At 70.0% G+C, this 24,593-nt stretch carries 24 protein-coding genes; 8 read left to right on the top strand and 16 right to left on the bottom strand.

What is annotated here, in order from left to right; genetic code table 11:
- Window positions 1-12 precede the first annotated feature (12 nt).
- On the top strand, window positions 13-1,782 hold the full coding sequence (locus QSK05_RS29665; protein WP_285600677.1) for an ABC transporter ATP-binding protein: 1,770 nt from the start codon (window positions 13-15) through the stop codon (window positions 1,780-1,782).
- On the opposite strand, the gene QSK05_RS29660 is transcribed toward QSK05_RS29665, so the two are convergent.
- From QSK05_RS29660 to QSK05_RS29645, 4 genes are all read right to left on the bottom strand, one after another.
- Complete coding sequence (locus tag QSK05_RS29660) at window positions 1,779-2,453, bottom strand: response regulator transcription factor (protein ID WP_285600676.1); 675 nt, start codon at window positions 2,451-2,453, stop codon at window positions 1,779-1,781. The two genes, QSK05_RS29665 and QSK05_RS29660, sit on opposite strands and share 4 nt — an antisense overlap.
- A complete protein-coding gene (locus QSK05_RS29655; protein ID WP_285600675.1) occupies window positions 2,450-3,652 on the bottom strand; it encodes a sensor histidine kinase in 1,203 nt (400 codons plus the stop codon). The genes QSK05_RS29660 and QSK05_RS29655 overlap by 4 nt, the downstream gene beginning before the upstream one ends.
- Before the next feature lies 1 nt (window position 3,653).
- A complete protein-coding gene (locus tag QSK05_RS29650; protein WP_285600674.1) occupies window positions 3,654-5,834 on the bottom strand; it encodes an MMPL family transporter in 2,181 nt (726 codons plus the stop codon).
- A 132-nt stretch (window positions 5,835-5,966) separates the two neighbouring features.
- Window positions 5,967-6,392, bottom strand: a complete 426-nt coding sequence (locus QSK05_RS29645) for an organic hydroperoxide resistance protein (RefSeq protein WP_285600673.1) — start codon at window positions 6,390-6,392, stop codon at window positions 5,967-5,969.
- Between the two features lie 93 nt (window positions 6,393-6,485).
- Here QSK05_RS29645 and QSK05_RS29640 point away from each other — a divergent pair, with 93 nt between their 5' ends.
- Window positions 6,486-7,055 (top strand): TetR/AcrR family transcriptional regulator, encoded by a 570-nt coding sequence (locus tag QSK05_RS29640; protein ID WP_285600672.1) that lies wholly within the window; start codon window positions 6,486-6,488, stop codon window positions 7,053-7,055.
- 142 nt (window positions 7,056-7,197) lie between these two features.
- Here the strand turns inward: QSK05_RS29640 and QSK05_RS29635 are convergent, their stop codons facing one another.
- The 5 genes from QSK05_RS29635 to QSK05_RS29615 form a co-directional block, all read right to left on the bottom strand.
- Window positions 7,198-8,436: an alpha-hydroxy acid oxidase gene (locus tag QSK05_RS29635; protein ID WP_285600671.1), complete on the bottom strand. Its 1,239-nt coding sequence runs from the start codon at window positions 8,434-8,436 to the stop codon at window positions 7,198-7,200.
- Between the two features lie 27 nt (window positions 8,437-8,463).
- Window positions 8,464-9,918, bottom strand: a complete 1,455-nt coding sequence (locus QSK05_RS29630) for a rhamnulokinase (RefSeq protein WP_285600670.1) — start codon at window positions 9,916-9,918, stop codon at window positions 8,464-8,466.
- Window positions 9,915-11,951: a bifunctional aldolase/short-chain dehydrogenase gene (locus QSK05_RS29625; protein WP_285600669.1), complete on the bottom strand. Its 2,037-nt coding sequence runs from the start codon at window positions 11,949-11,951 to the stop codon at window positions 9,915-9,917. Before QSK05_RS29625 ends, QSK05_RS29630 begins: the two co-directional genes overlap by 4 nt.
- Window positions 11,952-12,012: 61 nt before the next feature.
- Window positions 12,013-13,176 carry an L-rhamnose isomerase gene (rhaI, locus tag QSK05_RS29620; RefSeq protein ID WP_285600668.1) on the bottom strand — a complete coding sequence of 388 codons (1,164 nt, stop codon included), beginning with the start codon at window positions 13,174-13,176 and terminating at the stop codon, window positions 12,013-12,015.
- 300 nt (window positions 13,177-13,476) lie between these two features.
- Window positions 13,477-15,714 carry a glycoside hydrolase family 3 C-terminal domain-containing protein gene (locus tag QSK05_RS29615; RefSeq protein ID WP_285600667.1) on the bottom strand — a complete coding sequence of 746 codons (2,238 nt, stop codon included), beginning with the start codon at window positions 15,712-15,714 and terminating at the stop codon, window positions 13,477-13,479.
- Between the two features lie 103 nt (window positions 15,715-15,817).
- Here QSK05_RS29615 and QSK05_RS29610 point away from each other — a divergent pair, with 103 nt between their 5' ends.
- On the top strand, window positions 15,818-16,420 hold the full coding sequence (locus QSK05_RS29610; RefSeq protein WP_285600666.1) for a TetR/AcrR family transcriptional regulator: 603 nt from the start codon (window positions 15,818-15,820) through the stop codon (window positions 16,418-16,420).
- Between the two features lie 18 nt (window positions 16,421-16,438).
- Here the strand turns inward: QSK05_RS29610 and QSK05_RS29605 are convergent, their stop codons facing one another.
- The 3 genes from QSK05_RS29605 to QSK05_RS29595 all read right to left on the bottom strand — a co-directional run bounded on the left by QSK05_RS29605 (window position 16,439) and on the right by QSK05_RS29595 (window position 18,937).
- Complete coding sequence (locus QSK05_RS29605) at window positions 16,439-16,825, bottom strand: DUF4440 domain-containing protein (RefSeq protein ID WP_285600665.1); 387 nt, start codon at window positions 16,823-16,825, stop codon at window positions 16,439-16,441.
- Window positions 16,826-16,889: 64 nt separating this feature from the next.
- On the bottom strand, window positions 16,890-18,380 hold the full coding sequence (locus QSK05_RS29600) for an MFS transporter (protein ID WP_285600664.1): 1,491 nt from the start codon (window positions 18,378-18,380) through the stop codon (window positions 16,890-16,892).
- Window positions 18,377-18,937, bottom strand: a complete 561-nt coding sequence (locus QSK05_RS29595) for a TetR/AcrR family transcriptional regulator (RefSeq protein WP_285600663.1) — start codon at window positions 18,935-18,937, stop codon at window positions 18,377-18,379. Before QSK05_RS29595 ends, QSK05_RS29600 begins: the two co-directional genes overlap by 4 nt.
- Before the next feature lie 101 nt (window positions 18,938-19,038).
- Between QSK05_RS29595 and QSK05_RS29590 the strand changes: the two genes are divergently transcribed.
- Window positions 19,039-19,233, top strand: coding sequence for a hypothetical protein (locus tag QSK05_RS29590; RefSeq protein WP_285600662.1), 195 nt, complete (start codon window positions 19,039-19,041; stop codon window positions 19,231-19,233).
- Between the two features lie 5 nt (window positions 19,234-19,238).
- Here the strand turns inward: QSK05_RS29590 and QSK05_RS29585 are convergent, their stop codons facing one another.
- A complete protein-coding gene (locus tag QSK05_RS29585; protein WP_285600661.1) occupies window positions 19,239-19,481 on the bottom strand; it encodes a hypothetical protein in 243 nt (80 codons plus the stop codon).
- 24 nt (window positions 19,482-19,505) lie between these two features.
- Window positions 19,506-20,243 carry a sulfite exporter TauE/SafE family protein gene (locus tag QSK05_RS29580; RefSeq protein ID WP_285600660.1) on the bottom strand — a complete coding sequence of 246 codons (738 nt, stop codon included), beginning with the start codon at window positions 20,241-20,243 and terminating at the stop codon, window positions 19,506-19,508.
- A gap of 97 nt (window positions 20,244-20,340) precedes the next feature.
- Here QSK05_RS29580 and QSK05_RS29575 point away from each other — a divergent pair, with 97 nt between their 5' ends.
- Window positions 20,341-21,318 (top strand): epimerase, encoded by a 978-nt coding sequence (locus QSK05_RS29575; protein WP_285600659.1) that lies wholly within the window; start codon window positions 20,341-20,343, stop codon window positions 21,316-21,318.
- Between the two features lie 59 nt (window positions 21,319-21,377).
- Complete coding sequence (locus tag QSK05_RS36520; protein WP_352303056.1) at window positions 21,378-21,683, top strand: ATP-binding protein; 306 nt, start codon at window positions 21,378-21,380, stop codon at window positions 21,681-21,683.
- Here the strand turns inward: QSK05_RS36520 and QSK05_RS29570 are convergent.
- Entirely contained in the window at window positions 21,635-22,075 is a 441-nt protein-coding gene (locus QSK05_RS29570; protein WP_285600658.1) for a VOC family protein, read from the bottom strand. The genes QSK05_RS36520 and QSK05_RS29570 overlap by 49 nt on opposite strands.
- Before the next feature lie 84 nt (window positions 22,076-22,159).
- On the opposite strand from QSK05_RS29570, the gene QSK05_RS29565 reads away from it, so the two are divergent.
- Together QSK05_RS29565 and QSK05_RS29560 are read left to right on the top strand one after the other, a co-directional pair.
- Complete coding sequence (locus QSK05_RS29565) at window positions 22,160-22,627, top strand: hypothetical protein (protein ID WP_285600657.1); 468 nt, start codon at window positions 22,160-22,162, stop codon at window positions 22,625-22,627.
- Window positions 22,628-22,665: 38 nt separating this feature from the next.
- Window positions 22,666-23,124 carry a hypothetical protein gene (locus QSK05_RS29560; RefSeq protein WP_285600656.1) on the top strand — a complete coding sequence of 153 codons (459 nt, stop codon included), beginning with the start codon at window positions 22,666-22,668 and terminating at the stop codon, window positions 23,122-23,124.
- A gap of 6 nt (window positions 23,125-23,130) precedes the next feature.
- On the opposite strand, the gene QSK05_RS29555 is transcribed toward QSK05_RS29560, so the two are convergent.
- Window positions 23,131-24,270 (bottom strand): aminotransferase class V-fold PLP-dependent enzyme, encoded by a 1,140-nt coding sequence (locus QSK05_RS29555; protein ID WP_285600655.1) that lies wholly within the window; start codon window positions 24,268-24,270, stop codon window positions 23,131-23,133.
- Window positions 24,271-24,593 lie beyond the last annotated feature (323 nt).

The following is a 24,593-nucleotide window of genomic DNA, read 5'->3' as shown; positions in this document are numbered from 1 at the left end:
TAGGATTCGAGCATGCCTGGGCAAGCGCTTTCCCACCCGCCCCAACTCGTCGACGGTGCGCGCCCGGTGCGGTCGCTGCTGCGTCTCCTGGCCCGCAGACCCGGACGAATGGCCCTGGCGCTGGGCGCTTTCACGGTCAAGGAGATCCCGATGTGGATGCTGCCGGTGATCACCGCCGGGATCATCGACACGGTCTCGCAACACGGGGAGATCAGCACGGTGGTGGGCTGGCTGGTACTGGCCTGCGTGCTGCTGGCGCAGAACTACCCCCACCACCTCGTCTACACGCACAACTTCATGATGGTCGTGCGGGACACCGGCGCGCAGCTGCGCAATGTGCTCGCCGCCCGGTTGCAGGTGCTCTCGATCGGCTTTCATGCCCGCTCCACCAGTGCCGTCGTGCAGAACAAGGTGGTGCGCGACGTGGAGAACATCGAGCTGATGCTGCAGCAGGTGGCTCACCCGCTGCTGTCGGCCGTGATGGTCGTGACCGGTGCCACCGTGATGACCGCGGTCGTGGTGCCGCAGTTCCTGCCGGTCTACCTGCTGACCGTGCCGATGGCCCTGCTCGTGCGGCACACGGCGGCCCGCCGCTCGCGGGTCCGCAACGAGCAGTTCCGCCTCGAGATGGAGGGCCTGGCCGCCCGGGTGGGGGAGATGGCCTCGCTGATCCCGGTGACCCGGGCACACGGCCTGGAGCAGACCGCGACCGACCGGGTCGCGACCGGTGTGGACCGGGTGCGCACCCAGGCGCTGAAGCTGGACATGCTGAACGGGCACACCGCGTCGATGTCCTGGGTGGCCATGCAGTTCCTCGGGGTGGGCTGCCTGGCCCTCGCCGCCCTGGCCGCCCTGACCGGCACCCTTCCCGTCGGCCCGGGCGACGTCGTCCTTCTGTCCACGTACTTCACCCTGCTCACCCAAGGGCTGATCCAGCTGCTGGGCCTGCTGCCGGTCGCGGCCCGGGGCGTGGAGTCGGTGCGCTCGATCGCCGAGGTGCTGGCCGAGTCCGACCTGGAACTGAACGAGGGGAAACGGCCGGTGACGGCGGTGACCGGAGCCTTGCAACTGCACCACGTGACGCACCGCCATCCGGACGCGAAGGCCGACTCCCTGCACGGCATCGACCTGGTGGTCCGGCCGGGCGAGACCGTGGCGTTCGTCGGGCCCTCGGGCGCCGGCAAGTCGACCGTGCTGAACCTGGTGCTCGGCTTCATCCGGCCCACCCGCGGGCAGATCCTGCTCGACGGGGTCGACATGCAGGAGCTCGACCTACGCGCGGTGCGGCGTTTCGTGTCGGTCGTGCCGCAGGAGCCGGTGCTGTTCGAGGGCAGCATCCGCGACAACGTCACCTACGGGCTCGGCGACGTGCCCGACGAGCGGGTGCACGCGGCATTACGCGACGCCCAGGCCCTCGACATCGTCGAGTCGTCGCCGCAGGGCTGGGACACCGTGGTGGGCGAGCGGGGAGCCCGGCTGTCCGGCGGGCAGCGCCAGCGCATCGCCATTGCCCGGGCGCTGATCCGTGAGCCCCGCATCCTGCTGCTCGACGAGGCGACCAGTGCGCTCGACCCGGAGTCCGAGGTCAAGGTGAAACAGGCCCTGTCGCGGCTGATGGGCGGCTGCACCACGCTGGTCGTGGCGCACCGCCTGTCCACCATCCGCCAGGCCGATCGCATCGTGGTGCTGGAACACGGTGCCATGGCCGAGATCGGCGGTCACGACGAGCTTCTCGCTCGCGGCGGCCGGTACGCGGCCCTGCATCACGCCCAGGCCGGCTAATCGCGCCGGGCCGGGGTGACCAGCCCTGCCTCGTAGGCGAACACCACCAGCTGGGCCCGGTCCCGCGCCCCGGTCTTCATCATCGCCCGGTTCACATGGGTCTTCGCGGTGGCCGGGCTGATGAACAGGCGCATCGCGATGTCCTGGTTGGAGAGACCGGCCCCGACCAGGGTGGTGATCTCCTTCTCCCGCTCGGTCAGGGCGACCAGGGCCTGGGTACTGACCTCGGTGGTGATCTGCGGCTGCTCCAGGAACCGGCCGATCAGCGCGGTGGTCGCCGATGGGGAGAGCAGCGACTCACCGGCCGCGACGGTGCGCACGGCGGCGATGAGTTCCTCCGGGGAAGCGCCCTTCCCGAGGAATCCGCTGGCCCCGGCCTGCAGGGCGCGCACCACCAGGTCGTCGGTCTCGAAGGTGGTGAGCACGAGAATACGTACCCCGGCCAGGTTCTCGTCGGCGGTGATGTGCCGGGTGGCCTCGATGCCGTCCATGTCCGGCATCCGGATGTCCATGACCACCACGTCGGCGCGCGTGCTCCGGGCGAGTTCGACCGCCTCGCGCCCGGTTCCGCCCTCCCCGACGAGGTCGATGTCCGGCGTGGCGCGGAACAGCAGGCCCAGGGTGGAGCGCAGCAGCGCCTGGTCGTCGACGAGAAGGACGCGGATGCTCATGCCGGGGGCTCCTGCGGGGTATGGAGGGGAATGGCAGCGCGCACGTCGAATCCTCCGGACGGGGTGGGACCGGCGGACAGCGATCCGCCGGCGGTGACGGCCCGCTCGCGCATGCCGATGAGGCCGTGGCGGGTGCCCGGCCCCTGGAAACCCGGGGTGTGGCCCACCGGATTCGTGATGATCAGGGCCAGGTTGCGCCGCTGCCAGTGCAGGCCGATGTCGACCGGGGCGCCGGGGGCGTGCTTGGTGGCGTTGGTGACCGCTTCCTGAATGATCCGGTACACGGCGAGGTCCTGGCCCGCGGGCAGCTTCACCGGTTCACCGGTGGTCAGCAGCGAGACCGCAGTGCCCGCGGACCGGAAACCGTCGAGCAGCTCGCTGAGCTGATCCGTGCCGGGGGTGGGCCGGAGGGCATCCCCGTCGGAGGAGTCCCGCAGCATCCCCACCGTCGCCCGCAGCTCGTCCAGCGCCTGCCGGGTGTTGCCCGCGATGTCCTGCAGCGCGTCGGAGGCGGCCGCCGGATCGGTGCGCAGCAGGTAGTCGGCCACCCCGGCCTGGGCGTTCACCAGGGTCAGATGATGGGCCAGCACGTCGTGCAGGTCCTGGGCGATCCGGATGCGCTCGGCGATCACCTCCCCGCGGATCTGCGCCAGCCGGTCGTGCTCGTCACGGGCCAGGCGCTCGCGGCGGTTGCTGAGCAGCACGCCGGCGCCGACGGCCATCAGCACCAGGTCGAACGCCACGAAGCTGGTGGCCAGCAGCACCCGGCCGTGCACGGTGACGCCGACGGCGAGCAGCGCGACCGCCGACACCACCGCGGGGGCCCAGCCCCGGCGTCCCGGGACCCGGACCGCCAGGGTGAAGGCGGCCGCCATCGTGGCCAGAGGCACCGGCTGGAACGCACCCATCGCCACATTGGCGGTCGGGTCGGGCGGCACCGAGACCCCGATCGCGATGTGCAGGACCTCCACGACCGCCACGACCGCCAGCACCGCCCGGGGGTGGCGCCGGCGCAGGAGTAGGGGCAGCCACGACACGATGACGAACGCGGTCAGCTCCGGACCCGGATAGTCCCGACCGCTCTCGCGCACCGTCGCGGTCACGAACATGCCCAGCAGGTAGAGCACGTCGAACGCGGGCCAGGCCCCGGAGAACGTTCTCTCCCGGGCCTGGCCACCGGCCGTCACGGCCTCTCCCACGTCATCTCGTTCCCGTCGTCGTACCGGAGTTTCCGCTGTAGCTGTATACCGGCTCCGGCTCGCTCGCGGGAGCCGGAGGCTCGGCGTTCTCCAGCGCCAGCCGCGGCGTGATCGCGTCCAGCGGCTTCGGGTAGTACCAGGTGGCCCGCCCGATCAGCGTCATCAGCGCCGGCATCAGCGTCAGCCGGATCACGAACGCGTCGACCACCACCGAGATCGCCATGCCCAGCCCGATCGCCGACACGATGCGCTGGCCGCTGAACGCGAACGACGCGAACACCGCCAGCATGATCGTGGCCGCGGCGACGATCACGCCCGCGCTCTCGGCCAGACCCTCGCGCACCGCGCTGCGGTTGTCGCCGCTGCGGTGGAAGTGCTCGTGCATCGAGCTGACCAGGAACACCTGGTAGTCCATCGAGAGGCCGAAGATCACGCCGGCGATCAGCACCGGCACCAGGTAGAGGATCGGAGCGCCCTCGCCGACCCCGAGAAGTTCACTGCCCCAGCCGAACTGGAACACGGCTGTGATCACGCCGAGGCCCACGCAGATCGTGGCCAGGTTGGTGACGGCACCCAGGAACGGCACCAGCAGACTGCGGAAGGCCAGCACCAGCAACAAGAACCCGAGCAGGGCGACGAGCACCAGGTAGAGCGGCAGCTTGTCCATGATCGCGTCGGACAGGTCGATGTTCGTGGCGGTGGTACCGCCGACATACACGCTGACCCCGCTGTCCGGGATCACGCTGTCGCGCAGCGTGTGCACCAGGTCGGAGGTCTCCTGCGTCTGGGCGCTGTCGGTCGGGGTGAGGGCCGCGACCGAGACGCCGCCGGCCTGCGAGGTGAGCACGGCCGAGGCGACGTGCGGCACCGTCGGCAGGGTCTCGACCATGTCCGCGAAGGCCGTGACCGAGGAGGCGTCGGGGGTCTTGCCGACCAGGAGCAGCGTGGCGTCGGCGCCCTCGCCGAAACCCTCCGACATCAGCTCGAAGTAGGCGCGCGAGGCCGAACCGGCCGGGTCGCTACTGGCGTCGGCGTTGCCCAGTCGCAGGCTCAGGGCGGGAACGGCCAGGGCCGCCACGACGACCAGCGAGGCCAGGGCGGCCAGGACCGGGTGGCGCTGCACGCCGTCCGCCCAGCGGGCGGCCAGTTTCGGCTGGTCTGATGGGGGACGCGTGTCCGCGCGGGCTTCGGCGCGCTGCCGGCGGGACAGGACCTTCAGCCGGAGCACCCGCAGCAGCGCGGGCAGCAGGGTGTTGGCCGCGATCACGGTGGCCAGCACGGTGAAGGCGGCGGCGAAGGCCATGCCGGTGAGGATGCCCACGCCGATCACGTACATCCCGACCAGGGCGGCGATCACGGTCAGGCCGGCGAACACCACGGCCCGCCCGGAGGTGTTGAGGGCCTGGGCGATCGCGCCCGGCACGTCGGTACCGGCCAGCAGGGCCTTGCGGTGCCGGTTCACGATGAACAGCGCGTAGTCGATACCGACCCCGAGCCCGATCAGCGCGCCCATCGTCAGCGAGTTCGCGGACAGGTCGACCACGTGCGACACCGCCATCACGCCGAGCAGACAGACCCCGACTCCGGCGACCCCGGTGACGATCGGCAGCACCGCCGCCGCGAACGACCGGAAGAACAGGAGCAGCAGCACCAGCGCCACGATCAGCCCGATCGCCTCGGTGCCGCCGCTGGCCCCCGGCTGCTCCGTGAACGCCTGCCCACCTGCCTCGATCGCGAGCCCACCGGACCGCGCGCTGTCGACAACGTCCACCATCGGCTCGATGTCGGCATCGGCAGCGACCGTGACCGTCGCAAACGCGGTGTTCGCCTCCCGGTTGATCTGGCTCGCGCCGGCTTTCGTGTAAGGGCTGACCACCTGGAGCACACCCTCGGTGTTCTTCAGATCGTCGATCAGGGTGGTGATCTCGGCGCGCGTCGCCCGGCCGGTCACCGAGGTGCCGTCTGCGGTCTGCCAGACGATCCGGCCGGTTTCCGCGTCCGCGCTCGCTGAGCTACCGAGAAGGCTGTAGGCAGTGGCGGACTCGCTGTCGGGCAGCTCGGTCGCGTCGGTGAAGGCGGTGCCGTTCGCCACGACGAGCCCGGCGAGGGCGATCAGCGCGACCAGCCAGCCCCCGATGACGAGGTACCACCTACGGGTGCACCAGTTTGCCAGTCTGACCACGGGATGTTCCTTCGGCTCAGGGGTGATGGGGGACGACGACGTTCTCGCCGTCGTACCCACCACTTTTCCTTCGCCGGGCCCCGGGGGCGTCAGCCCCGCGGGGCGTCGGACGTACCGCGAGTGCGGTATTCCTCAGCCGACCGTGGTCTCGAGGGTGACCGGGACGTTGCCGCGGGTGGCGTTGGAGTAGGGGCACACACCGTGGGCGGCCTCGACCAGCTCGTCGGCCGTGGCCTGGTCGATCTGGCCGATCTCGACGCGCAGGGTGACCTCGAGGGCGAAACCGGTGTTGTCGGCGGTCGGGCCGATGCCGACCTCGGCGGTCACGGACGAGTCGGTGAGCTCGATCTTGCGCCCCCGGGCCACCATTTTCAGGGCGCTGTGGAAGCAGGCCGCGTAGCCGGCGGCGAAGAGCTGCTCGGGGTTGGTCGCGCCGCCGGCGCCACCCATCTCCTTCGGGGTGGCCAGCTCGAGATCGAGGATGCCGTCGGAGGAGAGGGCGTGGCCGTTACGGCCGTCGCCGGAGGCGGTGGCGACGGCGGTGTAGATGCTGGGCACAGGAGTTCTCCCTGGAGATAAACATAGAACGTTCTGTCTCATTAAGACAATCACCAGATGGTGGACGCGTCAATCGCGGCTAGTGTGATGTGCGTGAGTGGAGCTGTGCGGAGGTCACCGGCTCGGGAGCGCCTGCTGCTGGCGGCCAGCGAGGTCTTCTACCGCGAAGGGCTGCGCGCGGTCGGGGTCGACCGGGTCATCGAGCGCGCCGGCATCACCCGGGCTACGTTCTACCGCCACTTCCCGTCGAAGGAGTCGCTGGTCGTGGCGTATCTGCGGGGCCTGGACACGGCGGTGCGCGAGGCCGTCGGACCGGTGCCGGACGATGCCGAGGGCGCTCGCCAGTGGGTCCGGCAATTCACTCGCGGCATTGGAAGAGAGCTGTGCGGCCCGGGTTTTCGCGGCTGCCCGTTCATCAACGCAGCCGCCGAGTACCCGGCCGCGGACCATCCGGTGCGGCTCGCGGTGGCCGAGCACCGCACCTGGCTGGAAGCGAGCGTGACCACGGCCCTGCGCCGGGCCGGTCACCCCGACCCGGTGCAGGGTGCCCGCCGCTGGCTGGCCCAGCGCGACGGGGCGATGGTGGCGGGCTACCTGTCCGGGGGAGAGGCCGCCGCCGCGACCTTGAATTCAGCAGTGGACGATCTGGTCGTCAGCCGCTGATCCTGCAGCCGTACCTCGCAGAAAGAGAAAGAAAGTTTGTTCGTGATCATGCAAAACCTCCCCAGAGTTCTAGAACTCCTGCTCGAACAGTTCTAGAACGCCGGGGAGGTTTTGCATGATCACGGAAGGTTTGGTGCTGCGGTCAGCTGCGGCGGATGGGGCCCAGGCGCTCCAGCTGGGTGACGTGTTGCGGGGTGAGTTCTTCCAGGGAGTGGGCGCCCAGCAGTTTCATGGTGCGGACGATCTGGTCGGAGAGGATCTCGACGGTCTTGTCCACACCCTGGCGCCCGCCGGCCATCAGGCCGTAGAGGTAGGCGCGGCCGATCAGGGTGAACTTCGCGCCCAGGGCGATCGAGGCGACGATGTCGGCGCCGTTCATGATGCCGGTGTCGACCACCACCTCGACGTCCTGGCCCACCTCGCGCACCACCTCCGGAAGCAGGTGGAAGGGGATGGGGGCGCGGTCGAGCTGGCGGCCGCCGTGGTTGGACAGCACGATCCCGTCGACACCGAGGGAGGCGAGCTTGCGTGAGTCCTCGAGGTTCTGCACGCCCTTGATCGCGATCTTGCCGGGCCACATCTCGCGGATTATGCGCAGGTCCTCGTAGCTGATGGTGGGGTCCATCGCGAAGTCCAGCAGTTCACCGACCGTGCCGCCGGTGGCGGACAGCGAGGCGAACTCCAGCTTGGGCGTGGTCAGGAAGTCGTACCACCACCAGGGCCGCGGGATCGCGTTGAGGATCGTGCCCGCGCTGATCTGCGGCGGGATGGAGAAGCCGTTGCGCTTGTCGCGCAGCCGGGCTCCGGCCACAGGGGTGTCGACGGTGAAGAACAGCGTGTCGAAGCCGCTGGCGGCGGCGCGTTCCACCAGGGCGTAGGAGATCTCGCGCTGCTTCATCACGTAGAGCTGGAACCAGTTGCGGCCGGCCGGGTTCGTGGCCTTCACGTCTTCGATCGACGTGGTGCCCAGCGTGGACAGGCAGAACGGGATGCCGGCGGCCGCCGCGGCCCCGGCCCCGGCGATCTCGCCCTCGGTCTGCATCAGCCGGGTGAAACCGGTCGGGGCGATGCCGAAGGGCAGGGCCGAGGTGCCGCCGAAGACCGTGGTGGAGGTGTCGACCTGGGCGACGTCGCGCAGCACCGAGGGGTGGAACTCGACGTCTTCGAAGGCCTGCCGGGCGCGCTGGAGCGAGAGCTCACCCTCGGCGGCGCCGTCGGTGTAGTCGAACGCCGCGCGCGGAGTGCGGCGCTTGGCGATGTCGCGCAGGTCGTAGATCGTCAGCGCCTTGTCCAGCCGGCGCTTGCGGCCGTTGAACTCGGGCTTCTTGAACTGCAGGAGCTCGAAGACCTCGGCGGGCTTGGGGAACTGGCGTTGCACCACGGCGTGCTACTCCTTGTGGTGAGAAGGTCAGGGGCGGGGCGTGTAGCGGACCGGCGTGAAGGCCCGGGCGACCAGGTCGCGCATCTGGGCGAGATCACCCTCGACCAGGCCCGCGGTGCGCCCCTGCACGAGGATGTTACCGACGGCGGTGGCCTCGACCGGCCCGGCCAGCACGGGCAGCCCGCTGCGGTCGGCGGTGGCCTGGCACAGCAACCGGTTCTGGGCGCCCCCACCGACGATGTGGATCACGTCGACCGGGTGACCGGCGATCTTCACGGCGGCCAGCACGGTGTCGGCGAAGGCCTGGGCCAGGCTCTCGATGATCGCCCGGGTGAACTCGGCCGGGGTCCGGGGCGCGGGCAGGTCGTGTTCGGTGTACCAGGCCGCGATCCGGGCCGGGATGTCGCCCGGCGCCATGAAGCGGGGGTCGTCCACGGCGAAGACCTCGGCCGGCGAAGGCACCGAAGTGGCCTCGGCGAGCAACTGCTCCAGGGTGCTGGAGCGCTGGCTGCTGTTGGCGGCCCGGTCCCACGAGCGCACCGACTCCGACAGCAGCCACAGACCCATCACGTTGTGCAGGAAACGGATCCGGCCGTCGACACCGCCCTCGTTGGTGAAGTTGGCCTCCCGGGCGGCGTCGCCGAACACCGGCCCGTCGAGCTCCAGCCCGACCAGACCCCAGGTGCCGCAGGAGATGTAGGCGAAGTCGCGCCCGGTGTTGGGCACGGCCACCACCGCCGAGGCGGTGTCGTGCGAGCCGACGGTGACCACCGGAAGGGCCCGCCCGACCACGCCCGCCGCCTCGGTGCCGAGGGAACCGACGCCTGTTCCCGCGTCCACCAGCCGGGGGAACAAGGACGACGAAAAGCCCAGGTCGGCGGCCAGAGCCAGGTCCCACCGACCCGTGCGCGGGTCGAGGAGGCCGGTGGTGGAGGCATTGGTGCGCTCGGCCACCTGCGTGCCGGTCAGCCAGTAGGTCAGCAGGTCGGGGATCAGCAGCACGGTCTCGGCCACGTCCAGGAAACCCTCGCAGGCCAGCTGGAACACGGTGTTGAACGGAAGGTGCTGGAGCCCGTTGCGGCGGTACAGCTCCGCGGCGTCGAACTGCTCGTGCACCGAGGCCACCCCGGCCGCCGTGCGGGCGTCCCGGTAGTGGAACGGGACGCCGAGCAGCTCGCCGCCCCGCAGCAGGCCGTAGTCCACGGCCCAGGAATCGATACCGACGCTGACGATCTCCCCGGGGGCCTGACGTTCGGCGGTGCCCAGTCCGGACAGGACCTGCCGGTACAGCTCCACCACGTTCCAGTGCAGGCCGCCACCGAAACTCACCGGGTCGTTGGGGAAACGGGCGACATGGCGCATCTGCAGGCCGCCGTCGGCGAACGATCCGAGGATCACCCGGCCGCTGGTGGCGCCCAGGTCGACGGCGGCCACGGTGGCCGGGCTCTGCGCGAGAGCCCGGCCGGGCGAGTTGTTCGTCATCGCAGGAAGGCCGCCGCGACACCGCTGTCGACGGGTACGTGCAGCCCGGTGGTGCGGCTGAGCTCGTCACCGGTCAGCACGAACACCGCGTCGGCGACGTGCTCGGGCAGGACCTCGCGCTTGAGGATCGTGCGGTTGGCGTAGAACTGGCCGAGATCCTCTTCCTTGACCCCGTACGTGGCGGCGCGGTTGGCGCCCCAGCCGGAGGCGAAGATGCCCGAACCCCGCACCACCCCGTCGGGGTTCACGCCGTTCACCCGCACCCCGTAGGCGCCGAGCTCTACCGCGAGCAGCCGCACCTGGTGGGCCTGGTCAGCCTTGGTGGCGGAGTAGGCGATGTTGTTCGGGCCGGCGAAAACACTGTTCTTGGAGGAGATGTAGATGATGTCGCCGCCCAGGCCCTGCTCGATGAGCGCCTTGGCCGCGGCCTTGGAGACCAGGAAGGAGCCCTTGGCCATCACGTCGTGCTGCAGGTCCCAGTCGGCCTCGGTGGTCTCCAGCAGCGGCTTGCTGAGCGACAGCCCGGCGTTGTTGACCACCAGGTCGAGACCGCCGAACGCGAGCAGCGCCTCGTCCACCGCCTTCTGGACGGCCGCACCGTCGGCCACGTTCGCCGCGACCCCGATCGCCACGTCACTGGTGCCGATCTCGGCCGCCGCGGCCCGGGCCTTCTCCAGATCCAGGTCGGCCACCACGACACAGGCACCCTCGGCGGCCAGGCGCTGGGCGATCGCCTTGCCGATGCCCGAGGCCGCTCCGGTGACGAACGCGATGCGCCCGGCGTGCGGCTTCGGCTTCGGCATGCGCTGGAGCTTGGCCTCTTCCAGGGCCCAGTACTCGATGCGGAACTTCTCCGCGTCCGAGATGGGGGAGTACGTGGAGAGCGACTGCGCGCCCCGCATCACGTTGATCGCGTTGATGTAGAACTCACCGGCGACGCGCGCGGTCTGCTTGTTCGCGCCGTAGCTGAACATGCCCACACCCGGGATCAGCACGATCAGCGGGTCGGCGCCGCGGATGGCCGGGCTGTCGGCGGTGGCGTGCTTCTCGTAGTAGGCGGTGTAGTCCGCCCGGTACTCCTCGTGCAGTTCCTTGAGCCGGGCGATGCTCTCCTCGACACTCGCCGTGGCCGGCAGGTCGAGGATCAGCGGCTTGACCTTGGTGCGCAGGAAGTGGTCGGGGCAGCTGGTGCCCAGAGCGGCCAGTTCGGGCGCGCTTTCGCTGGCCAGGAAATCGAGCACCACGTCGGCGTCGGTGAAGTGGCCGACCATCCGCTTGTCCCGGCTGGCCAGCCCCCGCACGGTGGCGGCCAATCGAGCGGCCTTGGCCCGGCGCCTTTCGGCGGGCAGGGCCTCGTAGCCGGCGCGCACCTCGCCGAAAGGCTTTTCCGAACCGTTGGCCGCGATGTAGGCGGCCGCGGTCTCGATGATCCACAGCGAGTTCTTCTCGGACTCCTCGCTGGTGTCACCCCACGCCGTGATGCCGTGGCCGCCCAGGATGGTGCCGATGGCCTGCGGGTTGGCCTTCTTGATCTCGGCGATGTCCAGGCCGAGCTGGAAACCCGGACGGCGCCAGGGGACCCACACCACCTTGTCGCCGAAGACCTGCTTGGTCAGCGCCTCACCGTCGGCGGCGGTCGCGATCGCGATGCCGCTGTCGGGGTGCAGGTGGTCGACGTGGGCGGCGTCGACCAGCCCGTGCATGGCGGTGTCGATGCTCGGCGCCGCGCCCCCCTTGCCGTGCAGGCAGTAGTCGAACGCGGCGACCATCTCGTCCTCCCGCTCGATGCCCGGGTAGACGTTCACCAGGGCGAGCATGCGGTCCAGGCGAAGGGCGGCCAGGCCCTTCTCGGTCAGGGTGCCCAGGTCGCCACCCGAGCCCTTGACCCAGACCAGCTCCACGGGCCGGCCGGTGACCGGGTCGATCTCGGTGCCCTTCGCCGAGGTGTTGCCCCCGGCGTAGTTGGTGTTCTTCGGGTCGGCGCCGAGGCGGTTGCTACGGGCGATCAGCGCGGCGACGGTCTCGTTCGTCATGCGTGCTTCCTCGTCTTGTCTTCTGCGTGGTCGAATGAAAATGAGGGACGTGCGGGGAGACTCAGGCGCCCCAGCTCGCCTGCGAGCCGCCCACCCGGTCGGTCTCGATCTGCTGCTGGTAGCCCGATGCGGCGTAGGCCTTCATCGGGTCGGCGGGCAGACCCCGCTCCTCGCGCCAGGCGGCCAGACCGGGGCGCACATCGGTGTAGAAGGCGTCCATGAAGATCGCGTTGGCGCCGAGCACGTCACCGGCCTCCTGCGCGACCTTCAGTGCCTCGGTGTCCACCAGCAGGGCCCGGGCCGTCATCTCCTGCACGTTGAGCACGGAGCGCATCTGACCGGGGATCTTCTGCTCGATGTTGTGGCACTGGTCGAGCATGAACGCCACGTCCGGGTTGGCGTAGCCGCCGCCACGCACCACCTCGAAGATGATGCGGAACAGCTGGAACGGGTCGGCCGCGCCCACGATCAGGTCGTCGTCGGCGTAGAAGCGTGAGTTGAAGTCGAACGAGCCGAGCTTCCCCAGCCGCAGCAGCTGCATGACGATGAACTCGATGTTCGTGCCCGGCGCGTGGTGGCCGGTGTCGAGGCAGACCACGGCGCGCTCACCCAGGGCGCTGACCTGGGCGTAGGAGGTGCCCCAGTCCGGCACGTCGGTGTGGTAGAACGCCGGCTCGAAGAACTTGTATTCGAGCACCAGGCGCTGGTTCTCACCGATGCGCTGGTAGATCGTGGCCAGTGACTCGGCGAGCCGGTCCTGGCGCCCGCGCAGGTCGCCCTGGCCCGGGTAGTTGGTGCCCTCGGCCAGCCAGATCTTCAGGTCCCGGCTGCCGGTCTCATCCATCACGTCGATGCACTCGAGGTGGTGATCGATCGCCTTGCGGCGGATCGCGGCGTCGGTGTGGGTGAGGGCGCCGAGCTTGTAGTCGTCGTCCTGGAAGGTGTTGGAGTTGATCGTGCCCAGCTGCACACCGAGGTCTTCGGCGTGTTTGCGCAGGGCGTCGAACGACTCGACCCGGTCCCAGGGGATGTGGAGGGCGACGGAGGGGGCCAGCCCGGTGTAGCGATGCACCTGCGCGGCATCGGCGATCTTCTCGAAGGGATCGCGCGCGGTGCCGGGCGAGCCGAAGACCTTGAAGCGCGTACCCGAGTTACCGAAGGCCCAGGAGGGAAGCTCGATCGCCTGCTGCGCCAGCTGAGGGGCGACATCGATGAGTCGAGTCATGACGGCGTTGTCCGTTCGTCGCTGAAACGTTTCAAGTGAACGTAGCACGGGCGAGGCGGAGGCATCCAGTACACGTCGGCCGGAGATTGTGGCCGTCGGTGGGCGGTCACCCGGGTGGGCGCCGAGAGGTTCGCGGGGCGACGCGAAATGGTGGACGAGAACCCGCTCGCGAGAGCTCGTCGAGGTACTGGCCCGACCTGGTGAAACGTCTCAGCGAGGAAGTGCGTTCCTCGGTCGCAAACAAGCGGATCGGGGAAGGTTCGTGCGGTACGGCCGCACGAACCTTCCCCGATCCCCGGATCAGGCGCGGGTCTTCTCCAGCAGGCTGTTCAGGGTGCCCTGGACGTCGGGCTCACCGGTGAACGAGAGCATGGCCGTCATCGGAATACTGGCCAGGAGCTTGCGGCTCTCCGGGTCGCGGAACATGGCGGCGCCCTCGCCCTGGCCCGCCAGGAACTCCTCGAGCACCTTCGAGCCCTGGGGGTGGGCCTCGAACTCCTCGAAGGTCGAATCGGTGTCGAGCTCGGGGGTGGGCAGGTCGATGTCGAGGGTGATCCACGCACGGTGGCGGATGTCGCGGGACGAGGCGCCGATCTCGACGACGAACTCGCCCGGCTCGACCAGCCAGCCGGTCTTCGACCAGTAGGCGAAGGCCCGCTCGTCCAGGTCCAGCGTGACCTGCCGCGACTCGCCCGCGGCCAGGTGCACCTTGGCGAAGGCCCGCAGCTCGTGGGCCGGACGGTCGACGCCAGCCACCGGGTCGGCGACGTAGACCTGCACCACCTCGGCGCCGGCCCGGTCGCCGGTGTTGGTCACGGTCACCTCGACCGTGGCGGCGGCCACGGTGGGGTCGGGGACGGTCACGGACGCGTCGGTGAACGAGAAGGTGGTGTAGCCCAGGCCATGGCCGAAGGGGAAGGCGACGTCGCGGTCGATCGTGTCATACCAGCGGTAGCCCACGTAGACGCGCTCGCCGTAGACGACCTCGCGGTCGCTGCCCGGCCAGTTCAGGTAGGCCGGGGTGTCCTGCAGCCGCACCGGGACGGTCTCGGCCAGCCGGCCCTGTGGCTCGGCCGTGCCGAAGAGGATGTCGGCCGCCGCGGTGCCGCTCGCCTGGCCGCCGAGCCACATCTCCAGCACCGCCCGGGCGTGCTCCCTCACCCCGTCGAGCGCGACCACGGAGCCGTTGCTCAGCACCACGACGATCTTCTGGCTGACCGCGGAAAGGGCCTCCAGCAGCCCGGTCTGGACCGGCGGCAGGTTGATGTGCGTGCGGTCGAAGCCCTCCGACTCCTGCGCGTCGGGCAGCCCCAGGAAGACGACCACCACGTCCGCCGCCCGGGCCGCCCCGACCGCGGCTTCCTGCAGCTCCGGCGAGAACTCGCCGTCGAGCGTGAATCCGGGCTCGTAGGCGACGGCGCGGCTCGTGGCCGCGCGGATCGCGTCGAGCGCGCTGTCCAGGCGGGTGGGGTTGATGTGCGAGCTGCCGGCGCCCTGGTAGCGCGGGGTGCGGGCGAACTCACCGATCACGGCGATGCGACCACCCTCGGAGGCCGAGAGAGGCAGCAGGCCGCCCTCGTTCGTCAGCAGCACCGAGCCGGCGGCCGCCGCGCGGCGGGCCAGCTGGTGGTGCTGCTCCGTGGTGTTCTCCACCGACGAGGCCGGGGTGCGGGTCGCCCGCAGCCGGTCGTGCGTCGTCAGCACCCGCGAGACCGCCAGGTCGAGCAGCGACTCCTCGAGAGATCCGTCGTGAACCGCGTCCACGATGGCCGAAGGACCCCGCTCGCCCGAGGAGGGCATCTCCAGGTCGAGACCGGCCGCGAGCGCGGCCACCGGGTCGACGACCGCACCCCAGTCGGACACCACGTAGCCCTCGAAGCCCCAGTCACCGCGCAGGACGTCGGTGAGCAGCCAGTGGTTCTGCGAGGCAAACACGCCGTTCACCCGGTTGTACGAGCACATCACGGTGGCCGGCTGCGAGGAGGTGACGGTCTTCTCGAAGGCCGGGAAGTAGATCTCGCGCAGCGAGCGCTCGTCGACCTGGGCGCTGACGCGCATCCGGTCGGTCTCCTGGTTGTTCGCCGCGTAGTGCTTGAGCGAGGCGCCCACCCCGCGGGACTGCACGCCCTTCACCCAGGCGGAGCCGAGGGCGCCGGCCACCAGAGGGTCTTCGGAGAAGTACTCGAAGTTGCGGCCGCACAACGGGGAACGCTTGATGTTGACGCCCGGGCCGAGCAGCACGTCGACGTCCAGGGACCGCGACTCCTCGCCCAGTGCCCGGCCGATCTCCTCCACCAGCGCGGGGTCCCAGGACGAGCCCAGGGACGCGGCGGTCGGGAACGCGGTGGCGGGGTGGGCAGCGTTGAGGCCGAGGTGGTCGGCGTTGCCGGTCTGCATGCGCACGCCGTGGGGGCCGTCGGTCAGGGTGGCGCCCTGGATGCCGACCCGTTCGATGTCACGGGTTGTCCAGAACGAGGCCCCCGACACCAGCGAGGCCTTCTCCTCGAGCGTCAGTTGCGCGATCAGCGGGTGAGTCATGAGTGGTCTCCTCGTCGAGGGTGGTGACCTGACCATAACTGAAATTCGACCATGTGGTCGAGGATGGTTCCGCATGTCACCCGTCAGCGGCTAATCTCGCGGAATGTCCAGCCCAACGGCCCGCCGGCGGGGACCGTACGCGGGTACCGCCCAGCGGCAGCGCGCGATCCTCGAGTCCGCGTTCGAGGTGTTCTCGCAGGTCGGTTACCGCAGTGGCTCGATGCGTGACATCGCCCAGCGCATCGGCATCGCCCACACCACACTGCTGCACCATTTCCCCACCAAGAGCGATCTGCTGGCGGGCGTGCTGGAGCTGCGCGACGAGCAGACCAGCCCGGCCCTGCTCGGTGGCTCGGGCGCGGACTTCCTGCGGGGGATGGTCGAGGTGGTGCGCCGCAACCAGGGCACGCCCGGCCTGACCGAGCTCTACTGCATCCTCTCGGCCGAGGCGACCAACCCCGAGCACCCGGCGCACGAGTACTTCCTGCGGCGGTATGCGGCCACCCGGGAGCGGGTGCGGCAGGGTCTGGAGGAGATGGCGGCACGCCAGGAACTACGCGAGGGCGTGGACCCGGGCCGGGAGTCGCAGCGCATCATCGCGATGATGGACGGTCTTCAGGTGCAGTGGCTGCTCGACCGGGATTCGATGGACATGGCCGAGCAGGCCCGTGAGTACTTCCAGAGCCTGAGCACGGCCCAGATCTAGCGCTGATCTAGCGCTGATCTAGGGCTGGTCCACAGGAGGGGCCAGCCGCGGGTCGCTGCCGGTGTCGGGGGTGTGCTGGCGGAAGGCCAGCGCCCAGCCGGTGATCCAGGTGTACACGCTGGAGACCCGGGCGTTGTAGAGATGGCCGTCGACCTGGCGGGCACTGACCCGGTAGGACAGCACGGCGGTCTCTCCGTTGATCAGGACGTCACGGCGCTCGCTCAGCGTGTATTCGGCCCAGGCGGCCCGGCTCTGCCACTGGTGGATCAGGTCGTCACGGGTCAGCACGCGATCGGGAACCACGACGAACGCGTCCGTCGCCAGGACCCGTGCGTAGTGTTCGGCCGCCCGCCCCTCGATGCCGGCCTGCCAGAAATCTTCCTCGTACTGCCACGCCTGATCCATAGCTGCCCTTGTCCGTAGTCATTGCTCCGGACGTTGGTGTAGCAGTACGGCGCCTGGATCGCCACTAATGGTGGGCGTCGGCCAGGTCGAGGTCACCCGGTACCCACCACCAGACCACGGCGGCGGTGAGCACGACGGCCACCGCACCGGCCAGTCCGACCATGGCGAAGGCGTCGACGAAGGACGCGGTGGCCGCCTTCTCGGTGGCGGTGCCCAGGGCGCCGGCCACCGATTCGGAGACCGCGTCGTCCACCCCGTCGGGCAGGCCGCCGCGGTAGACGATCCCGGCCAGACTGCCCAGCACCGAGACCCCGAGCACCGCGCCGACCTCGAACGACATCTCCTCGATGGCGGCGGCCGAGCCGGCCTGGTGGGCCGGGGCGCTGCCCATCATCAGGGCCGACCCGACGCCCAGGGCGGCACCGCCGAGGCCGTTGCACAGCAGGGCGAAGGCGATACCCGGGTAGGGCATCGGATGGGGCAGTACGGCGATGACGGCGAGCCCGGTCGCGGTGGTCAGCAGCCCGGTGACCAGGACGGTGCGCACGCCGATCCGGGCCGCCACGGCCGGGGCGAAGGGTGAGCCGATCATCCCGCCCAGGGCCATCGGCAGCAGCGCCGCACCGGCCTTGAGCGGCGACCAGCCCTGCACGAGCTGCAGCCATTGCGAGCCGACCAGCAGCAGGGCCATGGTGACGCCGCTGTGCGCGACCGCCGTGATCACGCCCGAGCGGAACACCCGGTTCTGGAACAGGTCGACGGCGAGCATGGGCTCGGGCTGGGTGAGGCAGCGGTAGGCGAAGGCGGCCAGGGCGGCCAGGCCGGCCGCGAGGATGCCCAGGGTCAGCACCTCGACCCCGTCCTTGCCGAGTTGCTTGATGGCGTAGACGATGGCGACCATTCCACCGACCGACAGGGCCACGCCGAGGGCGTCGAGCCGGCCGGGCCGGGCCGAGCGGCTCTCCGGCAGCAGGACGAGGCCCGCGATCACGGCCACCACCATCAGCGGCACGTTCACCAGGAAGGCCGAGTGCCAGCTGAACATCTCCAGCAGCGCGCCGCCCAGGATCGGGCCGAGGGCACTGCCGAGCGAGGCCGTGGCGGCCCAGATGCCCAGCGCGGTGGCCCGTTCGACCGGATCGGGGAACAGCGTGCGGATCAGCGAGAGGGTGGTCGGCATGATCATGGCGCCGCCCACCCCGAGCGCGGCGCGCAGGGCGATGACCTGAGCCGGGGAGTCGGCCAGCAGCACCAGCGACGACGCGACCCCGAACACGGTGAAACCCGAGAGCAGCATGCGCCGCCGGCCCCACCGGTCGGCCAGGGAGGAGACCGGCACGAGCAGGCCGGCCAGCACCACGGGATAGGCGTCGACGATCCACAACTGCGACACGGCGCCGGGTTTCAGGTCGGCGATGAGATCGGGCAGGGCGACGTTCAGCACCGTCATGTCCATCACCACCACCAGCAGGCTGGCGGCGAGCACGGCGAGGCCGGCCCAGCGTCGGGGGCTCGGTGCCGTGGCGGTGATGGGTGCGGTGGTCTCGGTGGTCATTTCGCTCTCGTGCCGTCGAAGAAGGTGGAGATGACGTACTCGTCGAGCTCCGCGCGGGCGACCCGGCCGGTGGCAGATGCCTCGCGGGCGGCCACGAGCAGTCCGTACAGTGTGGTCGACAGCCACCGGGCCGGCAGGTCGGCGCGCAGGACACCGGCCTTCTGCCCGGCGGCGAGCAGTTCGGTCTCGCGCTCGGCCAGGATCTCGGTGCGCTCGACGAGTTCGGGGGCGGTGCAGAGGTAGGGATCGGTGAGGGCGAGCCCGAACTCCTCGTAGTCGGTGATGTACCGGTGGAAGAGGTCGCGGATGCAGGCCTCGATCCGGGCCGCCTCGCCCGAGGCGATGGCGCCCGGCGCGTCAGCCTGCTCGATGCTCTGCTCCCACCGGTCGAGCGAGCGGATACCGAGCACGTGCAGCAGTTCTTCACGGGTGGAGAAGTGCCGGTGCAGGGTGGCGCGGCCCACGCCCGCCGAGGTGGCGAGCTCGGCCATCGAGGCCCGCGGGTCGACGTTGAGGCGCCGCTGGGAGGCGGCCAGGATCGCGTCCCGGGAGTTCACGTGGATCAGTCCTCTGCTCGGCTTGAGACTCGACTGTCTCACATGAGACAGAAATGTCTCAACCGCTGTCCCCCGGGCGGTGGGCTCAGTAGGCTGCCGGGATGCAGATCCGGCTGGACTTCAGTAACGCGATGGACAGGCCCGAGGGATCGGACGCGCGCGGTCAGCTCCTGGTCGACTGGCCGGCGGTTCCGCGGGTCGGCGAAGACGTCGAGGCGGGCCCCGAGTCGTACGCCGTCCACGCGGTGATCTGGAACCTCGACCAGGAGGGCGTGCCCACGGTCGTCGTGCGCTGAGGGGGCTAGCCGGCCTTCCGGGTCGCGCGGTAGTCGCGGACGTCGGTGTAGAGGCAGTAGGCGATACAGAGCAGGGCGAGGACCCAGAGGGCCTGGGCCCAGATGGGGCGGTCGAGGCTCAGCTGCAGGATGACCAGCAGGCCGACGAACAGATGGAACACCACCTGTTTCGGGGTGGGTGCCACCACGCGGGGCGGTCGGGTCGCGGTCGGGTCGTCGCTGAGGTGCCGGGGCTCCGTAGCGCTCATACCGGACATCTTGTCACTATCAGGTCAGAGCAGGATGAGGGCCAGCGCGCTCACGGCGCTCGCGGCCAGCACGGCCCGGTCGAACAGTTGCTGCCGGAGCCGGTTCACCACGGTGACGCCGAGCAGTGCGCCCAGGAGCACCGCGGGGGCGAGGATCAGGGTGCGCAGGAGCATCTGCGCGTCGAAAAGGCCCAACCCGGCGGCGAACGGCACCTTGCAGAGATTCACGCCGGCGAAGAACCAGGCTGAGGTCCCGAGGAACCGGCGTTTGTCCAGACCCCGGGCGAGCAGGTAAAGCGTCATCACCGGCCCGGCCGCGTTGGCCATCATCGTGCACGCCCCGGCGCCCAGTCCGGCCACGGTCGCGGTGGCGCGGTTCGCGCTCGGCGTGTGGGGCAGCGGCAGCAGTTGTAGCGCCACCATGAACAGCAGCACGCCGCCGATGCTGCGGCGCAGCACCGTGTCGGGCAGCACGGCGAGCAGGACGCTGCCGATCAGTAGCCCGGGCAGCACCGCCGGTACGACCTGGCGGATCAGCTTCCAGTCGGCGTGCCGGTGATAGCGGGCCACCGCGCAGGCGTCGGCGATGATCAGCAACAGGAGCACGGCGGCGGTGGACTCGGCCGCGGGCATCACCGTGGCGGCCAGGACGACGCTGATCAGTCCGATGCCGCCGACCGCCGTCTTGGCGAAACCGGCGCACAGGGCGGCGAGAACGAGGACGAGCCAGGTGATGGCGGTGGGGGCGGAGGCGAGGATCATGAGCGCGCCAGTCTGGCAGATCCGGAGATTCTTGAGCGATCGCTCAACTTTTGCTACCTTCACTGTTGAGCGACTGCTCAACAGTGGGGAGCCTGAGGTGAAGATCGTGATTCCCGGCGGTACCGGCCAGGTCGGCGGGCTGCTGCGCAGGGCTCTGATGGCCCGGGGTGACGAGGTCACGGTGCTGAGCCGGCGACCGGAGCAGCTCGAGCACGGAGTTCGCCACCAGGTGTGGGACGGTCGCACGCTCGGTGCGTGGGCCGACGAGGTGGACGGTGCCGACGCCGTGATCAATCTGGCCGGGCGCACGGTCAGCTGCCGCTACACCGACGAGAACCTGCGCCAGATGATGCACTCACGCGTCGACTCGACCCGCGTGGTCGGTGAGGCGATCGCGAAGGCAGCCGTGCCGCCGCGGGTCTGGCTCCAGATGAGCACGGCCACGATCTACGCGGACGCGCGCAGCCGTCACGACGGTCTTCCCCAGGACGAGACCACCGGGACCATCGGCGGGAGCGAGCCCGACGTCCCCTTGTACTGGGAGTACAGCGTGCGGATCGCCCGGCGCTGGGAACAGGAACAGGCCGCCGCGGACACGCCGCGAACCCGCCGGGTGGCCCTGCGCACCGCGATGGTCATGACCCCCGACCGGGGTGGGGTCTTCGACTACCTCTCGTGGATGACGCGGATGCGGCTGGGCGGCCCGGTCGCCGGTGGGCAGCAGTACGTCTCCTGGATCCACGGTGACGATTTCGTCCGGGCCGTAGAGCTTCTGCTGGAACGGGACGACATCACTGGTCCGGTCAACCTGGCGTCGCCCGGCCCGGTGTCGCAACGCGACCTGATGCACTCGCTGCGGAAGGCCTGGGGCGTGCGCCTCGGTCTGCCGGCCACCCGGGGGATGGCCGAGCTCGGGGCGCTGGTGCTGCGCACCGACACCGAACTGCTGCTGAAGAGCCGCCGGGTGGTGCCGGGCCGGCTGCTGGAGGCCGGTTTCGAGTTCCGGCACCCGGTCTGGCCGGAGGCCGCCGGGGAACTTGCCGGGGCCCAGGGGCGACGGCGGGCCCGTGGGTAGTCTGCGCGGGTGCTTGAGGACGAGGAACACGAGTCGTCAAGGTTCCGTCATGTCGGGCGGTGGGGGACTGTCAAGGGTGGGGCCGCGTCTGGACCGGTCCGAACCTCTGCCCGGCCGGCTGCCGACCTGCTGCTGACCGGCCCTGTCCGTTCGACCGTTTCTGGCGGGCCGAGGCCAGCCGCAGCCGCGACTACGGCGGCTCGGGGCTGGGTCTGGCCATCGTGCAGGCCATCGTGAAGGCGCACGGCGGGCGGGTGGAGGTCAGCTCGGAGGTGGGGCGCGGGACGTCGGTGATCCTGTACCTGCCGAGCGGGGTTCAGAGCACGCAGAACTCGTTACCCTCGGGGTCCAGCATGACCACGTGATCCGGCAGGCCGTGGGGTCCTTCGACGATCTGCTGGGTGCGGGCCCCCGCCTCGGTCAGGCGCTGCACCATCGCCTCGACCCGGGGCCAGCGCACCGCGTGCTCGACCGCCCGGCCGCCGCCGATCTGCACGTCCAGGTGGATGCGGTTCTTGACGGTCTTCGTCTCCGGCACCGCGAGGAAGGAGATCCGGGGCCGGCGGCCCTCCGGATCGACAATGGCCGCCACACCGGCCTTCTCGTCGTCCGTGAGGTTGAATCGCTCGTACCATTCCTCCCACGAACCAAAGCCCGCCGGGGGCGGGGAGGGCACGTAGCCCAGGGCGATCTGCCAGAACGCGGCCAGGGTGGGCGCGTGCCGGGCGTCCATGGTGATCGTCCATTCATTCGTCATCGTCTTTCCCTTCAGGAGAGGCGACCACGCTACTCAGGACGGATGCACAAGCGGGAAATGTCCCCTTCGAGCATCATGGCGGGCATGGAGCACTACACCGTGACGGTGGCCGGCGTGGAGCTGGAGGTGGAACGGCCCGCGACGCAGGCGGCGCGGATCCTGCGGGACGGGCAGGAGATACCGCGGGATCCGCACGGCACCTGGCGTTTCACCGGTGCCGACGGTCAGGCGCACCGGCTGCAGATGGGAACCAGCATCTGGCGTTCGACGCCGATGATGCATGTGGACGACCGGCGTGAGGACATCGTCTACTTCCGGCCGCGCTCGCCCCTGTGGCTGATCTGCGTGTACCTGTTCTGGTTGCCCGGCAATTTATTGGCCTTCCGGGCGGGCCTGTGGAGCCTCCTGCTGCTCGCGCCCACGTACCTTCTCCTCGTCGTGCTCCTGTGGAGCTCGATGCGCCGCGGGCACTACTGGCGGCATGGTCTCGCGGCCTTGCTGGTGTTCGCAGTGTCGTCCGGGCTCTATATCTGGCTCTTCGTGGATCACTGAACGTGCGAGGTATGCCCGGTTCGATCAGGATGACGGTCATGGAGCGCTACCCCGTCTCGCTGGCCGGTGTCGACCTGGAGGTGGAGGGGATCTACTCCAAACATCCGAAGTTCCTGCGCGACGGTGAGCCGTTGCCCAAGGATCGTTGGGGGAGCTGGGTTCTCGTGGATGGGCAGAGCAAGTCCCATCATCCGGGATTCGGGTACAGCCCGTTTCACTGGAGTCTGACCGTGACGCTGGACGAGCGCGACCAGGTGGTGCTCTGGCCACTGTCCCGGGTCGCGCGCATCGCTCTGGCGGTTGCCTGGCTCGGCGCGGTGGTCGGCGGGGGCATCGTCGGTGTGTTGCTCGTCGGGGCCGGCACCTGGGCCACCCTGCGCGTTCATCGGCAGCCGAACCGAAAGGCCCTTCACAGCTGGATGATCGCGGGCGTCTGGCTGGCTGTAGCGGCCTTCTACCTCTTGTACTCGGTGATGATTCACGGCCTGCGCACCTGAAAAGCCTTACACCTGCTTGAGGACGTCGGTGAGCCCCGCGATCCCGTCTCCGGTCACGTCGGTGGTCGCGTGAATGCTGATCCGGATCCGGTCGGGTTCGTGGGCGGTCACCGTGATGCCCCGCGCGGCCAGCCGGTCCCGGACCGCCGCCGCTGGCTCGCCCGTCCTGACCACGACAATGCCGGCCCTCCGGGCCGGTTCACGCGGTGAGAGGATCTGGATCCCGGCGGCGTCGAGCCGGTCGAGCAGGGCACCCACCTTCGGCTCGATCAGCCCGGCGACATCCACGGACTCGAGCAGTTCCAGCGCCGTCCCCAGTGCTGCCGACGTGAACGGCGAGAGGTTGGTGACGGACAGCTGCTGCGCCCCTTCCCGCTCCGCATGCGGTTCGCCGTCGTAGTGCGTGGGCTCCTCGACCCCGGTCCAGCTGCCGAGCGTGGGACGGATCCGGTCCAGGGCCCGCGGCGACAGGGTCAGGAAACCGGTGCCCCAGCCCGCCCGTAACCATTTCTGCCCACCGACCACGAGCGCGTCCGCGGCGGTCCAGTCCTGCTCGGCCGCCCCGAACCCCTGGATGCCGTCGACGATCAGCAGCCGGTCGTCGATCACCTCGCGGATCCCCGCCAGGTCGGCCCGGTAGCCGGTGCGGAAGTCCACGGCGCTGATCGCGACGGCGGTGGTGGCCGGGGTGAGAGCCGCGGCGATCGTTGCGGGCGTCATCCACCGGGGGACGCCGTCCACCTCCCGTTTCACAGTCCGGACCCGCATCAGCCCGGCCTCCTGCGCCCGCCACCACGGGTAGAGATTGGACGGGAACTCGTCGCGGCTCAGGAGCACCTCGCCGCCGAGGCCGAAGGCGACCTGCTGGAGCCCGGCCGAGGTACTGGTGGTGAGCAGACAGCCCTCGCGGGCGAAGCCGGTCAGCCGGGAGACCGCGGCCAGCGCCCGCTCGTCCTCGGCATGCAGATGTGCGGCCGGCTCCCCGAGCGCGGCGGCCCGGGCGGTGGCGGCGATGGCCTCGACCACCCGGCCGGACGGAGGGCCGTAGGCCGCGAAGTTCAGATAGCCGGACGGCTCCTGGAAGTCCGCCCGATACGCGTCCTCACCCCGGAGCCCGCCACTCAGTTCCTGTCCCAGCCCGTCCATGGCCGCCGATCATGCCACCGCCCGCAGTTCCCCGGCCGCGAGCGTCCCTCATTCTCTTCGTGATCATGCAAAACCTCCCCGTTGATCATGGAGCAGACCGCCCGGTCCTCGGTCCAGCACCGCTTGTGCTTCCGCGCGTGTGGACGGCCTCCGGGTCGCCCACCCACCGCCAACGGTGCAATGTCACTGGCCCCATTCGGCTGCATCGCCCCTGCCGTCGCGAGGGGCTGCCAAGTGCCGCAATATTTGCTACGGCCGTGTTAACGGTTGCCTGACGTGCCTATTCAGGCGCATCCGACACGGCCGCAGCTCTTCCGTCCCCG

Origin of the sequence: Kineosporia sp. NBRC 101731 (genome assembly GCF_030269305.1) — a bacterium.
Taxonomy (GTDB): Bacteria; Actinomycetota; Actinomycetes; order Actinomycetales; family Kineosporiaceae; genus Kineosporia.
Note: the sequence above shows the minus strand (reverse complement) of the source record. Positions and strands in the feature narration are given on the sequence as shown.